Origin of the sequence: Comamonas sp. NLF-1-9, from assembly GCF_019195435.1 — a bacterium.
Taxonomy (GTDB): domain Bacteria; phylum Pseudomonadota; class Gammaproteobacteria; order Burkholderiales; family Burkholderiaceae_C; genus Comamonas_C.
Genome location: NZ_CP078069.1, coordinates 1,175,941 through 1,192,903 on the forward strand (window position 1 = coordinate 1,175,941; position 16,963 = coordinate 1,192,903).

The 16,963-nt window shown below is 66.1% G+C and carries 17 protein-coding genes; 5 read left to right on the forward strand and 12 right to left on the reverse strand.

Going from position 1 to position 16,963, the window contains the following annotated elements; genetic code table 11:
- Positions 1-9 precede the first annotated feature (9 nt).
- The gene (gene ppsA, locus KUD94_RS05660) at positions 10-2,400 is read right to left on the reverse strand and encodes a phosphoenolpyruvate synthase (RefSeq protein ID WP_218238818.1); all 2,391 of its coding nucleotides are present in this window, start codon (positions 2,398-2,400) and stop codon (positions 10-12) included.
- A gap of 204 nt (positions 2,401-2,604) precedes the next feature.
- On the opposite strand from ppsA, the gene KUD94_RS05665 reads away from it, so the two are divergent.
- The 5 genes from KUD94_RS05665 to KUD94_RS05685 all read left to right on the forward strand — a co-directional run bounded on the left by KUD94_RS05665 (position 2,605) and on the right by KUD94_RS05685 (position 5,999).
- Entirely contained in the window at positions 2,605-3,426 is an 822-nt protein-coding gene (locus KUD94_RS05665; protein ID WP_218238819.1) for a pyruvate, water dikinase regulatory protein, read from the forward strand.
- Between the two features lie 94 nt (positions 3,427-3,520).
- The gene (locus KUD94_RS05670) at positions 3,521-4,396 is read left to right on the forward strand and encodes a pirin family protein (RefSeq protein WP_218238820.1); all 876 of its coding nucleotides are present in this window, start codon (positions 3,521-3,523) and stop codon (positions 4,394-4,396) included.
- A 14-nt stretch (positions 4,397-4,410) separates the two neighbouring features.
- Complete coding sequence (locus tag KUD94_RS05675) at positions 4,411-5,286, forward strand: pirin family protein (protein ID WP_218238821.1); 876 nt, start codon at positions 4,411-4,413, stop codon at positions 5,284-5,286.
- Positions 5,287-5,362: 76 nt separating this feature from the next.
- The gene (locus KUD94_RS05680; protein ID WP_218238822.1) at positions 5,363-5,575 is read left to right on the forward strand and encodes a DUF2281 domain-containing protein; all 213 of its coding nucleotides are present in this window, start codon (positions 5,363-5,365) and stop codon (positions 5,573-5,575) included.
- On the forward strand, positions 5,565-5,999 hold the full coding sequence (locus KUD94_RS05685; RefSeq protein WP_218238823.1) for a PIN domain-containing protein: 435 nt from the start codon (positions 5,565-5,567) through the stop codon (positions 5,997-5,999). The genes KUD94_RS05680 and KUD94_RS05685 overlap by 11 nt, the downstream gene beginning before the upstream one ends.
- Before the next feature lie 115 nt (positions 6,000-6,114).
- On the opposite strand, the gene aspS is transcribed toward KUD94_RS05685, so the two are convergent.
- From aspS to serA, 11 genes are all read right to left on the reverse strand, one after another.
- Entirely contained in the window at positions 6,115-7,911 is a 1,797-nt protein-coding gene (aspS, locus tag KUD94_RS05690; protein WP_218238824.1) for an aspartate--tRNA ligase, read from the reverse strand.
- Positions 7,912-7,952: 41 nt separating this feature from the next.
- A complete protein-coding gene (locus KUD94_RS05695) occupies positions 7,953-8,585 on the reverse strand; it encodes a DUF502 domain-containing protein (RefSeq protein WP_218238825.1) in 633 nt (210 codons plus the stop codon).
- A 12-nt stretch (positions 8,586-8,597) separates the two neighbouring features.
- Entirely contained in the window at positions 8,598-8,891 is a 294-nt protein-coding gene (locus tag KUD94_RS05700) for an FmdB family zinc ribbon protein (RefSeq protein ID WP_218238826.1), read from the reverse strand.
- An 82-nt stretch (positions 8,892-8,973) separates the two neighbouring features.
- Entirely contained in the window at positions 8,974-10,422 is a 1,449-nt protein-coding gene (locus tag KUD94_RS05705; protein ID WP_218238827.1) for a sodium:solute symporter family protein, read from the reverse strand.
- 90 nt (positions 10,423-10,512) lie between these two features.
- A complete protein-coding gene (ubiB, locus tag KUD94_RS05710) occupies positions 10,513-12,078 on the reverse strand; it encodes a ubiquinone biosynthesis regulatory protein kinase UbiB (RefSeq protein WP_218238828.1) in 1,566 nt (521 codons plus the stop codon).
- The gene (locus KUD94_RS05715; protein ID WP_218238829.1) at positions 12,075-12,635 is read right to left on the reverse strand and encodes a hypothetical protein; all 561 of its coding nucleotides are present in this window, start codon (positions 12,633-12,635) and stop codon (positions 12,075-12,077) included. The genes ubiB and KUD94_RS05715 overlap by 4 nt, the downstream gene beginning before the upstream one ends.
- 63 nt (positions 12,636-12,698) lie before the next feature.
- Positions 12,699-13,685: a Tim44 domain-containing protein gene (locus tag KUD94_RS05720; RefSeq protein WP_218238830.1), complete on the reverse strand. Its 987-nt coding sequence runs from the start codon at positions 13,683-13,685 to the stop codon at positions 12,699-12,701.
- A gap of 96 nt (positions 13,686-13,781) precedes the next feature.
- Positions 13,782-14,513, reverse strand: coding sequence for a bifunctional demethylmenaquinone methyltransferase/2-methoxy-6-polyprenyl-1,4-benzoquinol methylase UbiE (ubiE, locus tag KUD94_RS05725; protein ID WP_218238831.1), 732 nt, complete (start codon positions 14,511-14,513; stop codon positions 13,782-13,784).
- 96 nt (positions 14,514-14,609) lie between these two features.
- Positions 14,610-15,029: a gamma-butyrobetaine hydroxylase-like domain-containing protein gene (locus KUD94_RS05730; protein WP_218238832.1), complete on the reverse strand. Its 420-nt coding sequence runs from the start codon at positions 15,027-15,029 to the stop codon at positions 14,610-14,612.
- A 69-nt stretch (positions 15,030-15,098) separates the two neighbouring features.
- Positions 15,099-15,554: an HIT family protein gene (locus KUD94_RS05735; RefSeq protein ID WP_218238833.1), complete on the reverse strand. Its 456-nt coding sequence runs from the start codon at positions 15,552-15,554 to the stop codon at positions 15,099-15,101.
- Between the two features lie 3 nt (positions 15,555-15,557).
- Positions 15,558-16,787, reverse strand: a complete 1,230-nt coding sequence (gene serA, locus KUD94_RS05740) for a phosphoglycerate dehydrogenase (RefSeq protein WP_218238834.1) — start codon at positions 16,785-16,787, stop codon at positions 15,558-15,560.
- Positions 16,788-16,963 lie beyond the last annotated feature (176 nt).

The following is a 16,963-nucleotide window of genomic DNA, read 5'->3' on the forward strand; positions in this document are numbered from 1 at the left end:
CGCGGGTGTTCAGCCAGCCAGGCGCTGCCAGGTGGCGACCACGGTATCGGGGTTGAGCGATATCGAGGCGATGCCTTCGCCCGCCAGCCACAGCGCGAAGTCGGGATGGTCGCTGGGCCCCTGGCCGCAGATGCCGATGTACTTGCCCTGGGCCTTGCACGCGGCAATCGCCTGCTTGAGCAAGGCCTTGACTGCGGGGTCGCGCTCATCGAAATCGTGCGCCAGCAGCTCCAGGCCCGAATCGCGATCCAGCCCCAGCGTGAGCTGGGTCAAGTCGTTGGAGCCGACCGAGAAGCCGTCGAAAAACTCGAGGAATTCATGGGCCAGCACGGCGTTGCTCGGCACCTCGCACATCATGATGAGCTTGAGTTCGTCCTCGCCGCGCTTGAGACCGTGCTCGGCCAGCAACTCGGTCACGCGCCGGGCCTGGCCGAGCGTGCGCACGAAAGGCACCATGACCTGCACGTTGGTCAGGCCCATCTCGCCGCGCACGCGTCGGATGGCCTCGCACTCCATCGCGAAAGCCTCGGCAAAGTCTTCGCTGATGTAGCGCGCCGCGCCGCGAAAGCCCAGCATGGGGTTTTCTTCGTCCGGCTCGTAGCGGCTGCCGCCGATCAGCTTGCGATATTCGTTGCTCTTGAAATCCGACAGGCGCACGATGACGGGCTTCGGATAGAACGCAGCGGCAATCGTCGCCACGCCTTCGGCCACCTTGTCCACGTAAAACGCCCGCGGACTGGCGTGGCCGCGCGCCACGCTCTCAACGGCTTTCTTCAGGTCGGCATCGACGGCGGGGTAGTCCAGGATGGCCTTGGGGTGTACGCCGATGTTGTTGTTGATGATGAATTCCAGCCGCGCCAGGCCCACGCCCTCGTTGGGCAGCTGGGCAAAATCAAACGCCAGCTGGGGGTTGCCGACGTTCATCATGATCTTGGTCGCGATTTTGGGCATTTCGCCGCGCTGCACCTCGGTGACTTCGGTTTCGAGCAGGCCGTCATAGATCTTGCCCGTGTCGCCCTCGGCGCAGCTCACCGTCACCAGGGTGCCGTCCTTGAGCAGCTCGGTCGCGTCGCCGCAGCCCACCACAGCCGGGATGCCGAGCTCGCGCGCAATGATCGCCGCGTGGCAGGTACGCCCGCCGCGGTTGGTGACGATGGCGCTGGCCTTCTTCATCACCGGCTCCCAGTTGGGGTCGGTCATGTCGGTCACCAGCACGTCGCCGGCCTGCACCGTGTCCATCTCGGCAATGCTGTGCACCAGGCGCACCGGACCGGTGCCTATCTTCTGGCCGATGGCGCGGCCCTCGACCAGCACCGCGCCCGAGCTCTTGAGCTTGAAACGCTGCTCGGCCTGGCCCTTGGTCTGGCTCTTCACCGTCTCCGGGCGCGCCTGCAGGATGTAGAGCTGGCCGTCGATGCCGTCCTTGCCCCACTCGATGTCCATGGGGCGGCCGTAGTGCTGCTCGATGATCAGGGCGTAATGGGCGAGTTGTTCGACCTCGGCGTCGCTCAGGGAGTAGCGGTTGCGCTGCTCGGCGACGACCTCGGTGGTCGTGACCAGCTTGCCGCTGGCCGCGCGCTCGGCGTCCGTGGCAAAGACCATCTGGATCAGCTTGGAGCCGAGGTTGCGCCGTATCAGCGCGCGCTTGCCCGCGCGCAGCATGGGTTTGTGCACGTAGAACTCGTCGGGGTTGACGGCGCCCTGCACCACCGTCTCGCCCAGGCCGTAGCTCGAGGTGATGAACACCACCTCCTCAAAGCCCGATTCGGTGTCTATGGTGAACATCACGCCGGCCGCCCCCTTGTCCGAGCGCACCATGCGCTGCACGCCGGCCGAGAGCGCAACCACGTCGTGCGCAAAGCCCTTGTGCACGCGATAACTGATCGCGCGGTCGTTGTACAGGCTGGCAAACACCTCCTTCATCTTGTGCAGCACGTCTTCGATGCCGACGACGTTGAGAAAAGTCTCTTGCTGACCGGCAAAAGAGGCATCGGGCAGGTCTTCGGCCGTGGCCGAGCTGCGCACCGCAAAACTGGCTTGGGTGTTGTCGCCGCAAAGCTGGGCAAAGGCCTCGCGCACGGCGTGTTCCAGGTCGGCCGGGAAGGGCTGGTTTTCCACCCAGGAGCGGATTTCGGCCCCGGCGGCGGCCAGCGCGCGCACGTCGTCCACATCCAGGGTCGCCAGGCGCGCGCTGATACGCGCATGCAGGCCTTCGTGTTTCAGGAACTCGCGAAACGCGTGCGCCGTGGTGGCAAAGCCCGTGGGCACGCGCACACCCTGGGGCAGCTGCGAGATCATCTCGCCGAGGCTGGCGTTCTTGCCGCCGACGACCTCGACGTCGCTCATCCTCAGGTTTTCAAACGGTACGACCAGGGCGGTCGCCTCATAGCGTGCAGACATGGGAAAGCTCCAGAAGTTGAAACCGGGTCTGCCGCCGCACCTTCATGAACAGGTGGACGCGCGCCCACGCAAGCCGCCGGGCTTTGTGGTTGGAGGTATGGGCCGGCGCACTGCATGGTGGGAATGGGAATAATCGCGCGATTGTAGGCGCAGGCCGCCAGCGCGCATGCAGCCCCTCTTGACCCCCTTGCAGGTTTTGCAGCCATGAACCCACGTACCGTGTTTTTCGTCTCGGACAGCACCGGCATCACCGCCGAGACCTTCGGCAACGCCATCCTGGCGCAGTTCGACATCGAACCGCGGCGCGTGCGCATGCCCTTCATCGATTCGCAGGACAAGGCCCACCAGGTGGTGCGCCAGATCAACCACACGGCGCAGCAGGAGGCCAACCGCCCCATCGTCTTCACCACGCTGGTGGACATGCAGGTGCTCAAAGTCATCCAGCAGGGCTGCAAAGGCATGCTGCTGGACATGTTCGGCACCTTCGTGCGGCCGCTGGAGGATGAGCTCGGCATGAAGAGCCACCACCGCGTGGGGCGCTTCTCCGACATCAGCCAGAACAAGGAATACCACGAACGCATCGAGGCGATCAACTTCAGCCTGGCGCACGACGATGGCCAGACGCACGAAGACCTGGCGGGCGCCGACGTGATCCTGGTCGGCGTGAGCCGCAGCGGCAAGACGCCCACCAGCCTGTACCTGGCGATGCAGCACGGGCTGAAGGCAGCCAACTACCCCTTGATACCCGAAGACTTCGAGCGCAAGCAGCTGCCCACCGCGCTGTTGCCGTTTCGCAGCAAGATCTTCGGGCTGACGATCAGCCCGCAGCGCCTGTCGGAGATCCGCAGCGAGCGCCGCCCGGGCTCGCGCTACGCCAGCCTGGACAACTGCCGCGCCGAGGTGCACGAGGCCGAGGCCATGATGCGCCGCTCGGGCATACGCTGGCTGTCGTCCACTACCAAGTCGATCGAAGAGATCGCGACGACCATCCTGCAGGAGATCCGGCCCGAGCGGCTCAGCTACTGAGACTCCATTGGCGCCACCAGCAGGACGATGTGGCCGGTTTGGGCCCTCTAGTCTTTTGCCGTCTCGATCCCACAATCAGGACATGGAGATTGCGATGAAACATGTCGAGCAGATCTGGAGCACCCCGCGCGGGCATTGGGTGGGCGACGGCTTTCCGGTGCGCACGCTGTTCAACTACAACCAGCACGCGCCGGTGCTGTCGCCCTTTTTGATGCTGGACTACGGCGGCCCGGTGCAGTTTCAGCCTACCGAGGCGCGCCGTGGCGTGGGCGAGCACCCGCACCGCGGGTTCGAGACCGTGACCATCGTCTTTGATGGCGAAGTCGAGCACCTGGATTCCACCGGCCGGGGCGGCACCATAGGCCCGGGCGACGTGCAGTGGATGACCGCGGCCAGCGGCATCCTGCACGAGGAATTCCATGGACGCGAGTGGGCGCGCAAGGGCGGCAAGTTCGAGATGGCCCAGCTCTGGGTCAACCTGCCGGCGAAGGACAAGCGCGCCGCGCCCGGCTACCAGGGCATCACGGCGGCGCAGATTCCCACCGTGGCGCTGGCAAACGGCGCGGGCAGCGCACGCATCATCGCCGGTGAGCTCGATGGCCAGCGCGGCCCGGCGCGCAGCTTTACGCCGATGCATGTATGGGACGTGCGGCTCAAGGCAGGCTGCGCGGCCGAGTTGCCCTTGCCCGAGGGCTGGACCGGCGCCCTCGTCGTGCTGCAGGGCCGCATCGACGTGGACGGCACCGAAGCCGCCGACGCGCAGACCGTGCACCTGAGCCGCGCGGGCAGCGCCGTCGCGCTCAAGGCACTCGAAGAAACCCATATGCTGGTGCTCAGCGGCCAGCCCATAGACGAGCCCATCGCGGCCTACGGCCCCTTCGTGATGAATACCGAGGCGGAAATCCGCCAGGCTTTCATCGACTTGCAAGCCGGCCATTTCGGCGAGATGCCGCGCGCGGCCAAGAACTGAAGGAGACCAATGCCATGTCGCAAGCGCAAGACGGCGTGATCGAGATCATCAGCGCGCGCGAGCGGCCGCTGGGCGGCTTTACGGTGCGCCGTCTGCTGCCCACGGCGCGGCGCAAGACCGTGGGGCCGTGGATCTTCCTTGACCACATGGGGCCGGCAGATTTTGCGCCCGACCAAGGCATCGACGTGCGCCCGCACCCGCACATCGGCCTGGCCACGGTGACCTATCTCTTCGAGGGAGAGATCCTGCACCGCGACAGCCTGGGCAACACCCAGACCATCACACCGGGCGACATCAATCTGATGGTAGCCGGGCGCGGCATCACGCACTCCGAGCGCGAAAGGCCACAGGTGCGCGCCAGCGCTCACCGCCTGCACGGGCTGCAACTGTGGCTGGCACTGCCTGACGCCGACGAGGAATGCGCGCCGTCCTTTCACCACTACGCGGCCGACGCGCTGCCGCGCGTGCAGATCGACGGCGTCAGCGCCCGCGTGATGATGGGCGCCGCCTGGGGTGTGAGGTCTCCAGTGCCGACCTATGCCGGCGCGCTGTACGCCGAGGCCGAGCTGCAAGCAGGGCAGCGTCTGCCACTGCCGCAGGCCACGCAACTGGCGATCTACCTTGCCCGGGGCAGCCTGCGCATCGGCGGGGCCACCGTGCCCGAGCACACGCTGGCCGTCGTCGACAGCAGCGTAGCAAGCCAGATGCAGGCAAGCAGCGACACCCGCATCGCCCTCATCGGCGGCGATGGCGTGGGAGAGCGCTTCATCGACTGGAACTTCGTCGCCAGCACCCGGGAGCGCATCGCGCAGGCGCGCGAGGACTGGGAGCAGCAGCGCTTTGCCAAGGTTGTAGGGGACACGCAGGAGTACATCGCGCTGCCGAAGTGACCGACTGATATACGACTACCGGGGGAAAACCAAGTCCGGTAGCATTCGCTTCATGCCGCCTCAACGGAGCACTGTCATGAACATCGCCGCTCGCATCTACAACAAGGTATTGACGCTGCCTCAGCAAGCAGCCAGCGAGGTACTGCAATTCGCGGAGTTCCTCGCTTCACGACACGCCCAGTCAGAAACGCAAGCGGCCGTTCGGCAAGAAGCCTCTAGGTTCTATGAGCGCTACAAGGCAGATCTCTCCCGCTACCGCTTTGATCGCGATGAGGCCAATGCCCGCTGAACCGCCAGCGCCCAAGGTCTTCCTGGACAGCAACGTCCTGATTTACGCCCTGGGGCAGGAACCGACCAAAAAGGCGGCGGCGATAGCGCTGCTTGATAGGCCCGCTACGGTGTCCACGCAGGTGCTCTCCGAGGTGGCCAACGTGATGCGACGCAAGCTTGGCTTCGGGCCGGAACATGCACAGGAAGTCGTCACCGACTTGATCACCCGCCTGGATGTGGTGCTGATAGGCACGCACACCGTACTTCATGCGCTGCGGCTAGCACAGCGCTATGCCCTCTCGCAATTTGACGCACAAATCGTGGCCAGCGCTCTGGAAGCTGATTGCGATAGCCTGTACTCGGAAGACATGCAGGCGGGGCAAGTTTTCGAAGGGCGCCTGCGCGTGATCAATCCGTTTGGCATGCCCGCACCGCTGACTTGACGCCCTCAAATGAATAGCAGCTAGCGCATGCCAGGCAAGGATTTCAGGCAGCTAAGTGCTTGAAATCCTTTGCCTGAAAGCGCAAGCAGCTCACTTTTTTGAGTTCTGTCGCTGCTCATTGCGCCGCGGCCGGGTTGCGCAAGCGGATGTGCAGCTCGCGCAGCTGCTTCTCGTCGACCGGGGACGGCGCCTGGGTCAGCAGGTCTTGCGCGCGTTGGGTCTTGGGAAAGGCGATCACGTCGCGAATCGACTCGGCGCCGGTCATCAGGGTGATGAGCCGGTCCAGCCCAAAGGCCAGGCCGCCGTGCGGCGGCGCGCCGTATTGCAGCGCGTCGAGCAGGTAGCCGAACTTGGCGCGCGCGTCCTCGGGGCCGATCTTGAGCGCGGCGAACACCTTGCTCTGCACCTCGGCGCGGTGGATACGCACCGAGCCGCCGCCCAGCTCCCAGCCGTTCAAGACCATGTCGTAGGCCTTCGAGAGGCAGGCGCCGGGGTCCGTATCCATCAGGTCCTCGTGCCCGTCCTTGGGGCTGGTGAAGGGGTGGTGCACGGCCACCCAGCGGTCTTCCTCGTCGTCGCGCTCGAACATCGGGAAGTCCACGACCCACAGCGGCGCCCAGCGGTCTTCAAACAAGCCGTGCTTGCGGCCAAACTCGCTCAGGCCGATCTTCAGGCGCAGCGCGCCGATGCTGTCGTTGACGATTTTGGCCTTGTCCGCGCCAAAGAAGATCAGGTCGCCGTCCTGCGCGCCGCTGCGCTGCAAGATCTCGGCAATCGCCGCGTCATGGATGTTCTTGACGATGGGCGACTGCAGCCCTTCCCTGCCCTTGGCCGCCTCGTTGACCTTGATCCAGGCCAGGCCCTTGGCGCCGTAGATCTTGACGAAGTCGGTGTAGCCGTCGATTTCGCCGCGCGAGATCTGCGCACCGCCGGGCACGCGCAGTGCAACGACGCGCCCGCCCGGCGTGGTGGCGGGGCCTGAGAAGACCTTGAAATCCACGTCGCGCATCACCTCGGTCAGCTCGGTGAATTCGAGCTTCACGCGCAGATCGGGCTTGTCCGAGCCAAAGCGGTGCATGGCCTCGGCGTATTGCATGACCGGGAATTCACCCAGGTCCACGCCGAGCTGGGTCTCGAAGACTTCCTTGATCATGCGCTGGAAGATGTCGCGGATTTCCTCTTCGCCCAGAAACGAGGTTTCGCAGTCGATCTGCGTGAACTCGGGCTGGCGGTCGGCGCGCAGGTCTTCGTCGCGAAAGCACTTGGTGATCTGGTAGTAGCGGTCGTAGCCGGCGACCATCAGCATCTGCTTGTACAGCTGGGGCGACTGCGGCAGCGCGAAGAACTGGCCGTCGTGCACGCGGCTCGGGACGAGGTAGTCGCGCGCGCCCTCGGGCGTGCTCTTGCCCAGCATGGGGGTTTCGATGTCGATGAAGCCTTCCCGATCCAGAAAGTTGCGCACCTGCAGCGCGGTGCGGTAGCGCAGCATCATGTTGCGCTGCATGACCGGGCGGCGCAAGTCCATCACCCGGTGCGTGAGGCGCGTGGTCTCCGACAGGTTGTCGTCGTCCATCTGGAAGGGCGGCGTGACCGAGGGGTTGAGCACCGTGAGTTCGTGGCACAGCACCTCGATCTGACCGCTCTTGAGCTTGTCGTTGGTCGTGCCCTCGGGGCGCGCGCGCACCAGGCCCTTGACCTGGATGCAAAACTCATTGCGAATGTCTTCAGCGACGGCGAACATCTCGGGGCGGTCGGGGTCGCAGACCACCTGCACATAGCCCTCGCGGTCGCGCAGGTCGATGAAGATCACGCCGCCGTGATCGCGCCGACGATTGACCCAGCCGCACAGGGTGACGGTCTGGCCCATCAGGGCTTCGGTCACGAGACCGCAGTAGTGGGAACGCATGGGCATGGTGTGTTTCTTCCTGCGCCCGCCGCGGGGCGCGCTATCGGTCATTGAGTGGCGCGGCTGGCGTCGGCGAGCACCGGATCGGGCGGCACAACCACCCCCATCGAGACGATGTACTTGAGCGCCTCATCGATGCTCATCTCGAGCTCTATGCATTCGCTCTTGCGCATCAGCACGAAGTAGCCGCTGGTCGGGTTCGGCGTGGTCGGCACGTAGACGCTGACGAATTCGTCGCGCAGGTAACCGGCCACCTCGCCGTTGGGCGTGCCGGTGACAAAGGCCACCGTCCACACCCCGTCGCGCGGCCACTGCACCAGCACGGCGGTGCGAAAGGCGTTGCCGCTTTCGGAAAACAGCGTCTCCGACACCTGCTTGACGCTGGAATAAATGGAGCGCACCACAGGGATGCGACTGACCAGCGCATCGCCCATGGCGACGAGCTTGCGGCCGAAGAAGTTGCGCGCCAGCGCCCCCACGACCAGCAGGATGAGCAGCGTGAGCACCACGCCAAAGCCGGGGATGTGAAAGCCCAGCAGGCGATCCGGCTGCCACGATTCGGGCAGGATGGCCAGCGTCTGGTCCAGCAGCCCCACCACCCAGGTCAACACCCAGGCGGTGATGATCACCGGAACGATCACCAGCAGACCGGAAAACAGCCATTTGCGCAAAGCGGCCATCAAGCGGTTCTCTCAGGCGTCCGAACTGGCCGCAGCGCTTGCCGGGGCTGCGGCGGGCGCTTGTGTTTTGGTAGCATCAGCGCCCACGGCCGCAGTGTCGCCGCCGGCCGGCGCGCTGCTCTTGCGGCCGCTGAAATCGGTTGCATACCAGCCCGTGCCCTTGAGCTGAAAACCGGCGGCCGTCAGCTGCTTGGCGTAGCTCTGCTGCCCGCAGGCGGGGCAGGTGCTCAGGGGAGCGTCCGAGATCTTTTGCAGCACGTCCTGGGCGTGGCCACAGTGGCTGCAGCGGTAGGCATAGATGGGCATCTGAAGCGGTGCAAAATTCTTGCAAAGCCCACGATTATAGGTAGCGCCCGCTGCATTCGCGGGCGCGTGCGCCGGCTGCGGCTCAGGCGGGCGCGGCCTCGTAATGGTGCACGCGCCCCTTCTGGTCGGCAATGAACTGCGGCGCGAGCGAGCCGCCGATCATGCCGGCAAACGAGCCGATCAAGCCCGCCAGCTGCTGCGGAAAGGCTTCGTTGAGCACTGGACTCGCGACGAACCACAGCCACACGCCGATCCCCATGACCACCGCCAGCAGCGCCCCCTGGGTGGTTGCGCGCTTCCAGTACACGCCCATGAGCAGCGGCACGAAGGCGCCCACCAGCGGCACCTGGTAGGCGCCCGAGACCAATTCGTAGATGGACGAGCCTTCCATGGTGATGGAATACACCAGCACGCAAAAGGTGAAGACCAGCACGCTCACGCGCATGGCCTTGAGCGTCTGCTGGTCGCTCATACCGGGCTTGAGGTTGCGCAGGATGTTTTCCACGAAGGTGGTCGCGGGCGCCAGCAGCGTGGCGGACGCGGTGGACATGATGGCCGAGAGCAGCGCGCCAAAAAAAGCCACCTGCAGCGCCACCGGCATGTGCGTGAGCACCAGCGTGGGCAGCACTTTCTGCGGATCGTCTTCCAGCAGCGCGGCCGTGCCCGGCAGCACCAGCAGCGCCGCCATGACCACGAACATGGGCACGAAGGCAAAGCCGATGTAGAGCAGCCCGCCTATGACCGGCCCCTTGCGCGCGGTCTCGGCGTTGTTGGACGACATCACGCGCTGGAACACGTCCTGCTGCGGGATGGAGCCCAGCATCATGGTGATGGCCGCGGCAAAGAAAAAAGTCCATTCCTTGGCGCCGCCCTTGGGCAGAAACTGCAGCTTGCCTTCGCTCGCGGCGTAGGAGATCACGCGCTCGGCGCCGCCGGCAATCTCGGCCGCATACCAGGCAATCGCCAGCAGGCCTGCGGCGATCACGATCATCTGCACGAAGTCGGTCAGCGCCACCGACCACATGCCGCCATAGAGCGTGTAGATGAGCACGATGAGCGTGCCTATGACCATGCCCCAGGCGAGCGTGATCGCGCTGTCGCTCAGGATGTTGAACACCAGCCCCAGCGCGGTGATCTGCGCTCCCACCCAGCCCAGATAGCTCAGGATGATGATGCTCGAGCACAGCACCTCCACCACGCGCCCATAGCGGCGGCGGTAGTAGTCGCCGATGGTGATGATGTTCATCGCGTAGAGCTTGCGCGCGAAGAACAGCCCCACCAGCACCAGGCACATGCCCGCGCCAAACGGGTCTTCCACCGTGCCGTGCAGCCCCTCCTTGACGAACTGCGCCGGCGCGCCCAGCACCGTCTCCGAGCCGAACCAGGTGGCAAAGGTAGTGGCAATCACCACCGCCAGTGGCAGGCTGCGCCCCGCGACCGCGTAGTCGGCGGTGTTCTGCACGCGCCGCGCAGCCAGCAGGCCGATGGCGATGGACACCAGCAGATACAGGACGATGAAAGTCACCAGCATGGGCGGCTCCGGCTGCAGTTGGAAAAAGCGCGCGGATTATCAGCGCAAGCTGCGGCAAAGCGCGCCACGTGCGGGCGCAATGCGCGGTATTTACAACACCCGGATGCGCACGATCAGCTGGAACACCACCAGCCCCAGCACAAAGCCCAGCCACGCGTACAGCAGGCGCTGCAGCAGGCGGTTGGTGCGCTGCTGTTCGGCCAGCAGCTGGCGCAGCTCGGCGGACTCGGCCTGCGGGCCGCGGCGCAGGTAGCCATGCAGCAGGCGCGGCAGCTCGGGCAGCAGCTTGGCGTAGCGCGGCGCTTCGGCCTGCAGCTCGCGCCACAGGCGCCGCGGACCGAGCTGCTCGCGCATCCACCTCTCCAGGAAGGGCTTGGCCGTGCTCCACAAGTCCAGGTCGGGGTCGAGCTGGCGCCCCAGACCCTCGATGTTCAGCAGCGTCTTTTGCAGCAGCACCAGTTGCGGCTGGATCTCCACCTGAAAGCGCCGCGAGGTCTGGAACAGCCGCAGCAGCACCATGCCCAGCGAGATCTCCTTGAGCGGGCGGTCGAAGTAAGGTTCGCACACCGCGCGGATCGCGCCTTCAAGCTCATTGACCCGGGTGTCGGCAGGCACCCAGCCGCTTTCCACGTGCAGCTCGGCCACGCGCTTGTAGTCACGCCGGAAGAAGGCGGTGAAGTTCTGCGCGAGGTATTCCTTGTCCACCTCGGTGAGCGAGCCGACGATGCCGAAATCCACCGAGATGTAGCGCCCGAAGGTCTCGGGCTCGGTGCTCACCATGATGTTGCCCGGGTGCATGTCGGCGTGAAAGAAGCCGTCGCGAAACACCTGGGTGAAGAAGATGGTGACGCCATCGCGCGCCAGCCGCGGGATGTCCACGCCGGCCTCGCGCAAGGCCTCGATCTGGCTGATGGGCAGGCCCTTCATGCGCTGCATCACCAGCACGTCGCTGTGGCACCAGTCCCAGAACACCTCGGGGATCAGCACCAGCGCCAGCCCCGCCATGTTGCGCCGCAGTTGCGCCGCGTTGGCCGCTTCGCGCAGCAAGTCGAGCTCGTCGTGCAGGTAATTGTCGAACTCGCGCACCACCTCGCGCGGCTTGAGCCGCCGCCCGTCGGCCGAGAGGCGGCTGACCCAGCCCGCCACCATGTGCATCAGCGCCAGGTCTTTCTCGATCGCCGCCAGCATGCCGGGGCGCAGCACCTTCACCGCCACCTCGCGCTCGCGTCCCTGCTTGTCGCGCAGCACCGCAAAATGCACCTGGGCGATCGAGGCGCTGGCCACCGGTTCGCGCTCGAAGGAGACGAAGATCTCATCGAGCGGACGGCGAAACGAGCGCTCTATCGTGGCCACCGCAATGGCCGGGTCAAAGGGCGGCACGCGGTCTTGCAGCAGCGCCAGCTCGTCGGCGATGTCCGGCGCCAGCAGGTCGCGGCGAGTGGAGAGCACCTGGCCGAACTTGACGAAGATCGGGCCCAGCTGCTGCAGCGCCTCGCGCAGGCGCTGCCCGCGCGGCGCGTCCAGGCGCCGCCCTATGGTGATGACGCGCGTGAAACCGCGCACCCAGGGACGGGAAAAGCCCGAGAGCACCAGCTCATCGAGGCCGTAGCGCAGGGCCACCCAGAGGATGGCCACACCGCGAAAGAAACGGCTCATGTGCCGGCCGCAGCGTCCGTTTTGGCGCCGGCCTGCGCCCGCCCGCGTGCGACGAAGCGGCGTAGCGCCGCCAGCACCTGCTGCGCCCCGCCGGCCAGCAGGTGCGCGGGCGTGTCGCCCAGCAGGCGCGCCAGGTCTTCCTCGATGTCCCAGCGCAGGTTCTGCGCCAGCCACTGGATGTCGGCAGCCAGCTGCACGTCGCCTTCGATGCGAATCTCGGGCCGCTCGCCGGCCAGCGCGCCGCGCGCCAGCTCCAGCGGCGCCGTCTGGGTAAACCAGGCCTGCAGGTCGGCGCGCGCGCCTTCGGGCGCGAGATCAAGCAGCCCTGCGGGCGTGACCTGCAGCGCCATGTGCAGGCTGCGCCAATGCAAGCGCGCCACGCGGCCGCCCTGGCGTTGCAGACGCTGCATGGCAGCGGGCTCCTGCTGCAGCACGTGGTTGAGCAGCAGCACCAGCCGGTGCTGCGTGCCCTTGACCAGCCATTGCGGCGCCCGGGGCGGGCGCGGCAGTTGCGCCACAAGCCGGTGCAGGAAAGAAAAAGGGGACCGTGTGTTCATGGTCCCCGATTATTCCCCGAACGGCGCTCGGCGCCACGGGCCGCAGACACGGCCCGCAGCGCGCTACTGCAGCGCCTGCAGCCCGGCAACCAGCCAGCCGCTCCTGCCGTCCTTGGGCTTGGTCATGTTCCAGACCTCGCGGAAGGGGTTGGGGCCGGCCGAGCGGTCTTCACGGATCACGCCGGAAAACTCCACGCTGGCCAGGTATTCGCCGTCCAGCTCCTCGATGCCGAGCAGCTTGGCTTCGAGCATCAGCACCTCGGTCTGGTTCGGACCCTGGCCGCCGCGCTGCGCCTCGCGCTCCTGCAGCTGGCTGCGCACCTCTTCGAGCATGCTGTCGGTCATCATGGAACGCAGCGTGACGAAGTCGCTGCGGTCCCAGGCCGACTGCAATGTGGTGAAGTTGCGCTTGGCCGCTTCGAGAAAGCCCTGCACGTCAAAGCCCTCGGGCACGCCCCAGGCCTGCGAGCCGGCCAGCGCCGAGCCTATGGCCACGCCGGCGCCGGCCGCAGGCGCGGCGTCAAAGGCCATGCGCGGGTCTTCCCAGGGGCGAGCCGATGCGTCGTTGCCCACCTTGGCCGGGTTGTACTGGCCTGGCATGCGCGCCGCTGCCTCGCCCCCCGCGCCCTGAAAGGCCAGCGGCGAAGCGCCCGAGCCCGCGCCCGCCTTGGGGCGCATGAGCATGCGCAAAACCGCCACGCCCACCAGCACCAGCAGGGCAATCAGAAGGAACTGGCCGAACTCGGCCCCTAGCCCCAGCGCGCTGGCGAGCCAGGCCAGACCCAGGCCCGCGGCCAGGCCGCCGAGCATGCCGGCCCAGGGCTTGCGCGGCGCGGCATTGGCTGCGCCCGGTGCGGCCGCGGGTTTGGCGGCGTTGGCGCTGTTTTGCGCCGCGTTGGGCGCCTTGGCCGGCGCGCGCACCGCCTCGCGCTGCGTCACGTTGGCCGATTGGCGCCCGAGCGAGCGGCCGCCGCCCAGGCGCGCCGCCTCGGCATCGGCATAGACCAACGTCAGCAGCGTCAGCAGAACCACGGACCACAGATGCTTCATAGTTACCTCATCACTCCATCAAATCAAATACAAGCACACTCAAAAAACCAGAAGATTCAAGGCAAAAGCCATACCAGTCACAACCATGGGCGACGATCAACATTTCACCCCCACATGCAGCGCCACCACGCCGCCGGTCAGGTTGTGGTAGTCCACATGCCCGAAACCCTGGCGCTGCATCAGCGCCTTGAGCTCATCCTGGCCCGGATGCATGCGTATCGACTCCGCCAGGTAGCGGTAGCTTTGCGCGTCGCCCGCTACCCACTTGCCTAAACGCGGCAGCACCTGAAAAGAATACAAGTCGTAGATTTTTTCCAGTGGCGGCGCCACCTTGGAGAACTCCAGCACCAGCAGGCGCCCGCCGGCGCGCAGCACGCGCGCCATCTCGGCCAGGGCGCGGTCCTTGTGCGTCATGTTGCGCAGTCCGAAGGCCACGCTGACCAGGTCGAAATGCCCGTCCGCAAACGGCAGGCGCTCGGCGTCGCAGACCAGCGTGGGCAGCACCACGCCGCGGTTGAGGAGACGTTCGCGCCCGGTGCGCAGCATGGCTTCATTGATGTCTGTGTGCACCACCTGGCCGCCGGTTCCCACCTTTTTCGCGAACGCGAGCGCCAGGTCGCCCGTGCCGCCGGCGATGTCGAGCACACGATCGCCCTCGCGCAGATTGGCGACCATGACGGTATAGGCCTTCCACAGGCGGTGCAGGCCGACGGACATCAGGTCGTTCATGATGTCGTAGCGCGGCGCGACCGAGTCGAACACGCCGCGCACGCGCTCGGCCTTCTCGCCCTCGTCTACCGTCTGGAATCCGAAATGTGTAGCAGCCATGCCTCGATCGTAGGCGAGGCCGGGCGCAAACGTGACAAGGCCGGCGCTATCCCCGGCACTTGTGTCGCTATTTCGCTGAAACGCCGTGTGCGGGTTTCAGTGCGACTTCTTTTTGGAGACGGTAGCGCCGCGCCGCACCATGGGCGTGTCGCGGTCGGCGCCCGCCTCCTGCAGACGCTGCAGGTAGTTGGCCCACAGCGTCTGCTGCTCGCGCCCGAGCTTGTAGAGGTAGCTCCAGGTGAACAGGCCGCTGTCGTGCCCGTCGGAAAAAATCGGGCGGATCGCGTAGTTGCCCATGGGCTCGATGCCGTTGACCGTGACCTCGCGCTTGCCGGTCTGCAGCACCTCCTGCCCCGGTCCGTGGCCGGTGACCTCCGCCGAGGGCGAGTACACGCGCATGAGTTCGAAGGGGATGTGAAAGTGCTCACCACTGGAGAAGGAAATCTCCAGCACCCGCGAGCGCTGGTGCACGGTGATGGACAAGGGCACGGGCGTGCCAGAGGTCTGCTCTGCCATGGTCTCTCAAGGAATGCAATTTCTGATCAAACAGGCTTCAAACGCTTGCCCAGTACGCGCAAGCAGCTATCAAACCGATAGAGACTGCTGCCACTGCGCCAGGCGCGCGTTCAGCCGATCATGCACCAGGGGCTGCTTTGCCGCGATGGCCGCAATGCGCGCAGTGTCTTGCGCGCGCCGCGCCGGCGCCCAGATGGCGTCGGGGAAGTGGCTGTCCCAGGCAAAGCGCGCCAGCACATGCCAATGCAGGTGCGCGACCTGGTTGCCCAGCGCAGCGAGGTTGATCTTGCGCGGCGCGAGCAGCTCGCGCAGCACCTCTTCGACCAGCACCACGGCTTGCATGCAGCGGCCGCGCTGCGCGGCGGACAGCTCGGAAAATTCCGCCACATGGGCATTCCACACCACGCGGTAGAAGGCCGGGAAACCCGGCTCATCGGCCTGGATGACGCGCAGCTCCTGCCCGCGCCAGACCAGCGCACCGCCCGCCGACTGGCACAGCGGGCAGCCGCTCAGCGCCGTCGCCATGCGTCAGAACAGCACGCGGGTGCGAATGGTGCCGGGCACCTTGGCGAGCTTTTCCAGCGCCATGTCGGACGAACGCGCGTCCAGATCGACCACCACGTAGCCGACGTTGTCGCGCGTCTGCAGGAACTGCGCCGAGATGTTCACCTCGCCGTCCGAGAGGATGCGGTTGATCTCGGACATCACGCCCGGAATGTTGCGGTGGATGTGCAGCAGCCGGTTCTTGCCCGGGTGTGCGGGCAGCGCCACCTCGGGCAGGTTGACCGAGCTCGTCGAGGTGCCGGTGTCGCTGTAGGTGATGAGCTTGTGCGCGACCTCCAGGCCGATGTTGGCCTGCGCCTCCAGCGTGGAGCCGCCGATGTGCGGCGTGAGGATGACGTTGTCCAGCCCGCGCAGCGGCGAGACGAACTCGTCCCCGGTGCTCTTGGGCTCCACCGGGAAGACGTCGATCGCCGCGCCCACGATGCGCCCGGCCTTGACAGCCTCGGCCAGCGGCTCGATCTCCACCACCGTGCCGCGCGAAGCGTTGATCAGAATGCTGCCCGGCTTCATCTGCGCGATCTGCTCGGCGCCCATCATCCACTGGGTAGAAGGCAGTTGCGGCACGTGCAGGCTGACGATGTCCGATTGCGCGAGCAGCGTCTTGAGCGAATCGACCTGGTGCGCATTGCCCAGCGGCAGCTTGGCGATGACGTCGTGAAAGATCACGTGCATGCCCAGGCTCTCGGCCAGCACCGAAAGCTGCGAGCCGATCGCGCCGTAGCCGACGATGCCCAGCGTCTTGCCGCGCGCCTCGTGCGAGTTGTCCGCGCTCTTGAGCCAGCCGCCCCGGTGCGCGGCGGCGTTGCGCGCGGGGATGCCGCGCAGCAGCAGGATGGCCTCTGCCAGCACCAGCTCGGCGACCGAGCGGGTGTTGGAATACGGCGCGTTGAACACCGCAATGCCCTTGTCGCGCGCGGTGTTCAGATCGACCTGGTTGGTGCCTATGCAAAAGCACCCTATGCCCACGAGCTTGTGCGCATGCTGCAACACCTCGCCGGTGAGTTGGGTGCGCGAGCGCACGCCGATGAAATGCACGTCGGCAATCTTGTCCAGCAGCTCCTGCCCTTCCAGCGCGCGCGGCAGCAGCTCCACGTTGGAATAGTCGGCCGCGTGCAGCGCATCCACCGCGCACTGGTGGATGCCTTCGAGCAGCAGAAACTTGATCTTGCTTTTATCCAGGGAGGTCTTGGGCATGTGCTCTTCCGTTCGTTGTGGCGCCTGCGCGTGCAGGCAGGGAAACCGTGCGTTCAAGGCCCGATTGTGCATCGCACAAAAAACCTCTGCCAAGCCCGGGCGCGCCAGCCCGGCCCGCGATGCCGGCATGCGTGTCGCGTGAATTACCCCGTTTGGGCGCCAAGAGCTGCCACAAT

Coding starts and splice junctions, on each gene's coding strand:
- ppsA (WP_218238818.1), bottom strand. CDS start 2,400: ATGTCTGCACGCTATGAGGCGACCGCCCTGGTCGTACCGTTTGAAAAC.
- KUD94_RS05665 (WP_218238819.1), top strand. CDS start 2,605: ATGAACCCACGTACCGTGTTTTTCGTCTCGGACAGCACCGGCATCACC.
- KUD94_RS05670 (WP_218238820.1), top strand. CDS start 3,521: ATGAAACATGTCGAGCAGATCTGGAGCACCCCGCGCGGGCATTGGGTG.
- KUD94_RS05675 (WP_218238821.1), top strand. CDS start 4,411: ATGTCGCAAGCGCAAGACGGCGTGATCGAGATCATCAGCGCGCGCGAG.
- KUD94_RS05680 (WP_218238822.1), top strand. CDS start 5,363: ATGAACATCGCCGCTCGCATCTACAACAAGGTATTGACGCTGCCTCAG.
- KUD94_RS05685 (WP_218238823.1), top strand. CDS start 5,565: ATGCCCGCTGAACCGCCAGCGCCCAAGGTCTTCCTGGACAGCAACGTC.
- aspS (WP_218238824.1), bottom strand. CDS start 7,911: ATGCCCATGCGTTCCCACTACTGCGGTCTCGTGACCGAAGCCCTGATG.
- KUD94_RS05695 (WP_218238825.1), bottom strand. CDS start 8,585: ATGGCCGCTTTGCGCAAATGGCTGTTTTCCGGTCTGCTGGTGATCGTT.
- KUD94_RS05700 (WP_218238826.1), bottom strand. CDS start 8,891: ATGCCCATCTATGCCTACCGCTGCAGCCACTGTGGCCACGCCCAGGAC.
- KUD94_RS05705 (WP_218238827.1), bottom strand. CDS start 10,422: ATGCTGGTGACTTTCATCGTCCTGTATCTGCTGGTGTCCATCGCCATC.
- ubiB (WP_218238828.1), bottom strand. CDS start 12,078: ATGAGCCGTTTCTTTCGCGGTGTGGCCATCCTCTGGGTGGCCCTGCGC.
- KUD94_RS05715 (WP_218238829.1), bottom strand. CDS start 12,635: ATGAACACACGGTCCCCTTTTTCTTTCCTGCACCGGCTTGTGGCGCAA.
- KUD94_RS05720 (WP_218238830.1), bottom strand. CDS start 13,685: ATGAAGCATCTGTGGTCCGTGGTTCTGCTGACGCTGCTGACGTTGGTC.
- ubiE (WP_218238831.1), bottom strand. CDS start 14,513: ATGGCTGCTACACATTTCGGATTCCAGACGGTAGACGAGGGCGAGAAG.
- KUD94_RS05730 (WP_218238832.1), bottom strand. CDS start 15,029: ATGGCAGAGCAGACCTCTGGCACGCCCGTGCCCTTGTCCATCACCGTG.
- KUD94_RS05735 (WP_218238833.1), bottom strand. CDS start 15,554: ATGGCGACGGCGCTGAGCGGCTGCCCGCTGTGCCAGTCGGCGGGCGGT.
- serA (WP_218238834.1), bottom strand. CDS start 16,787: ATGCCCAAGACCTCCCTGGATAAAAGCAAGATCAAGTTTCTGCTGCTC.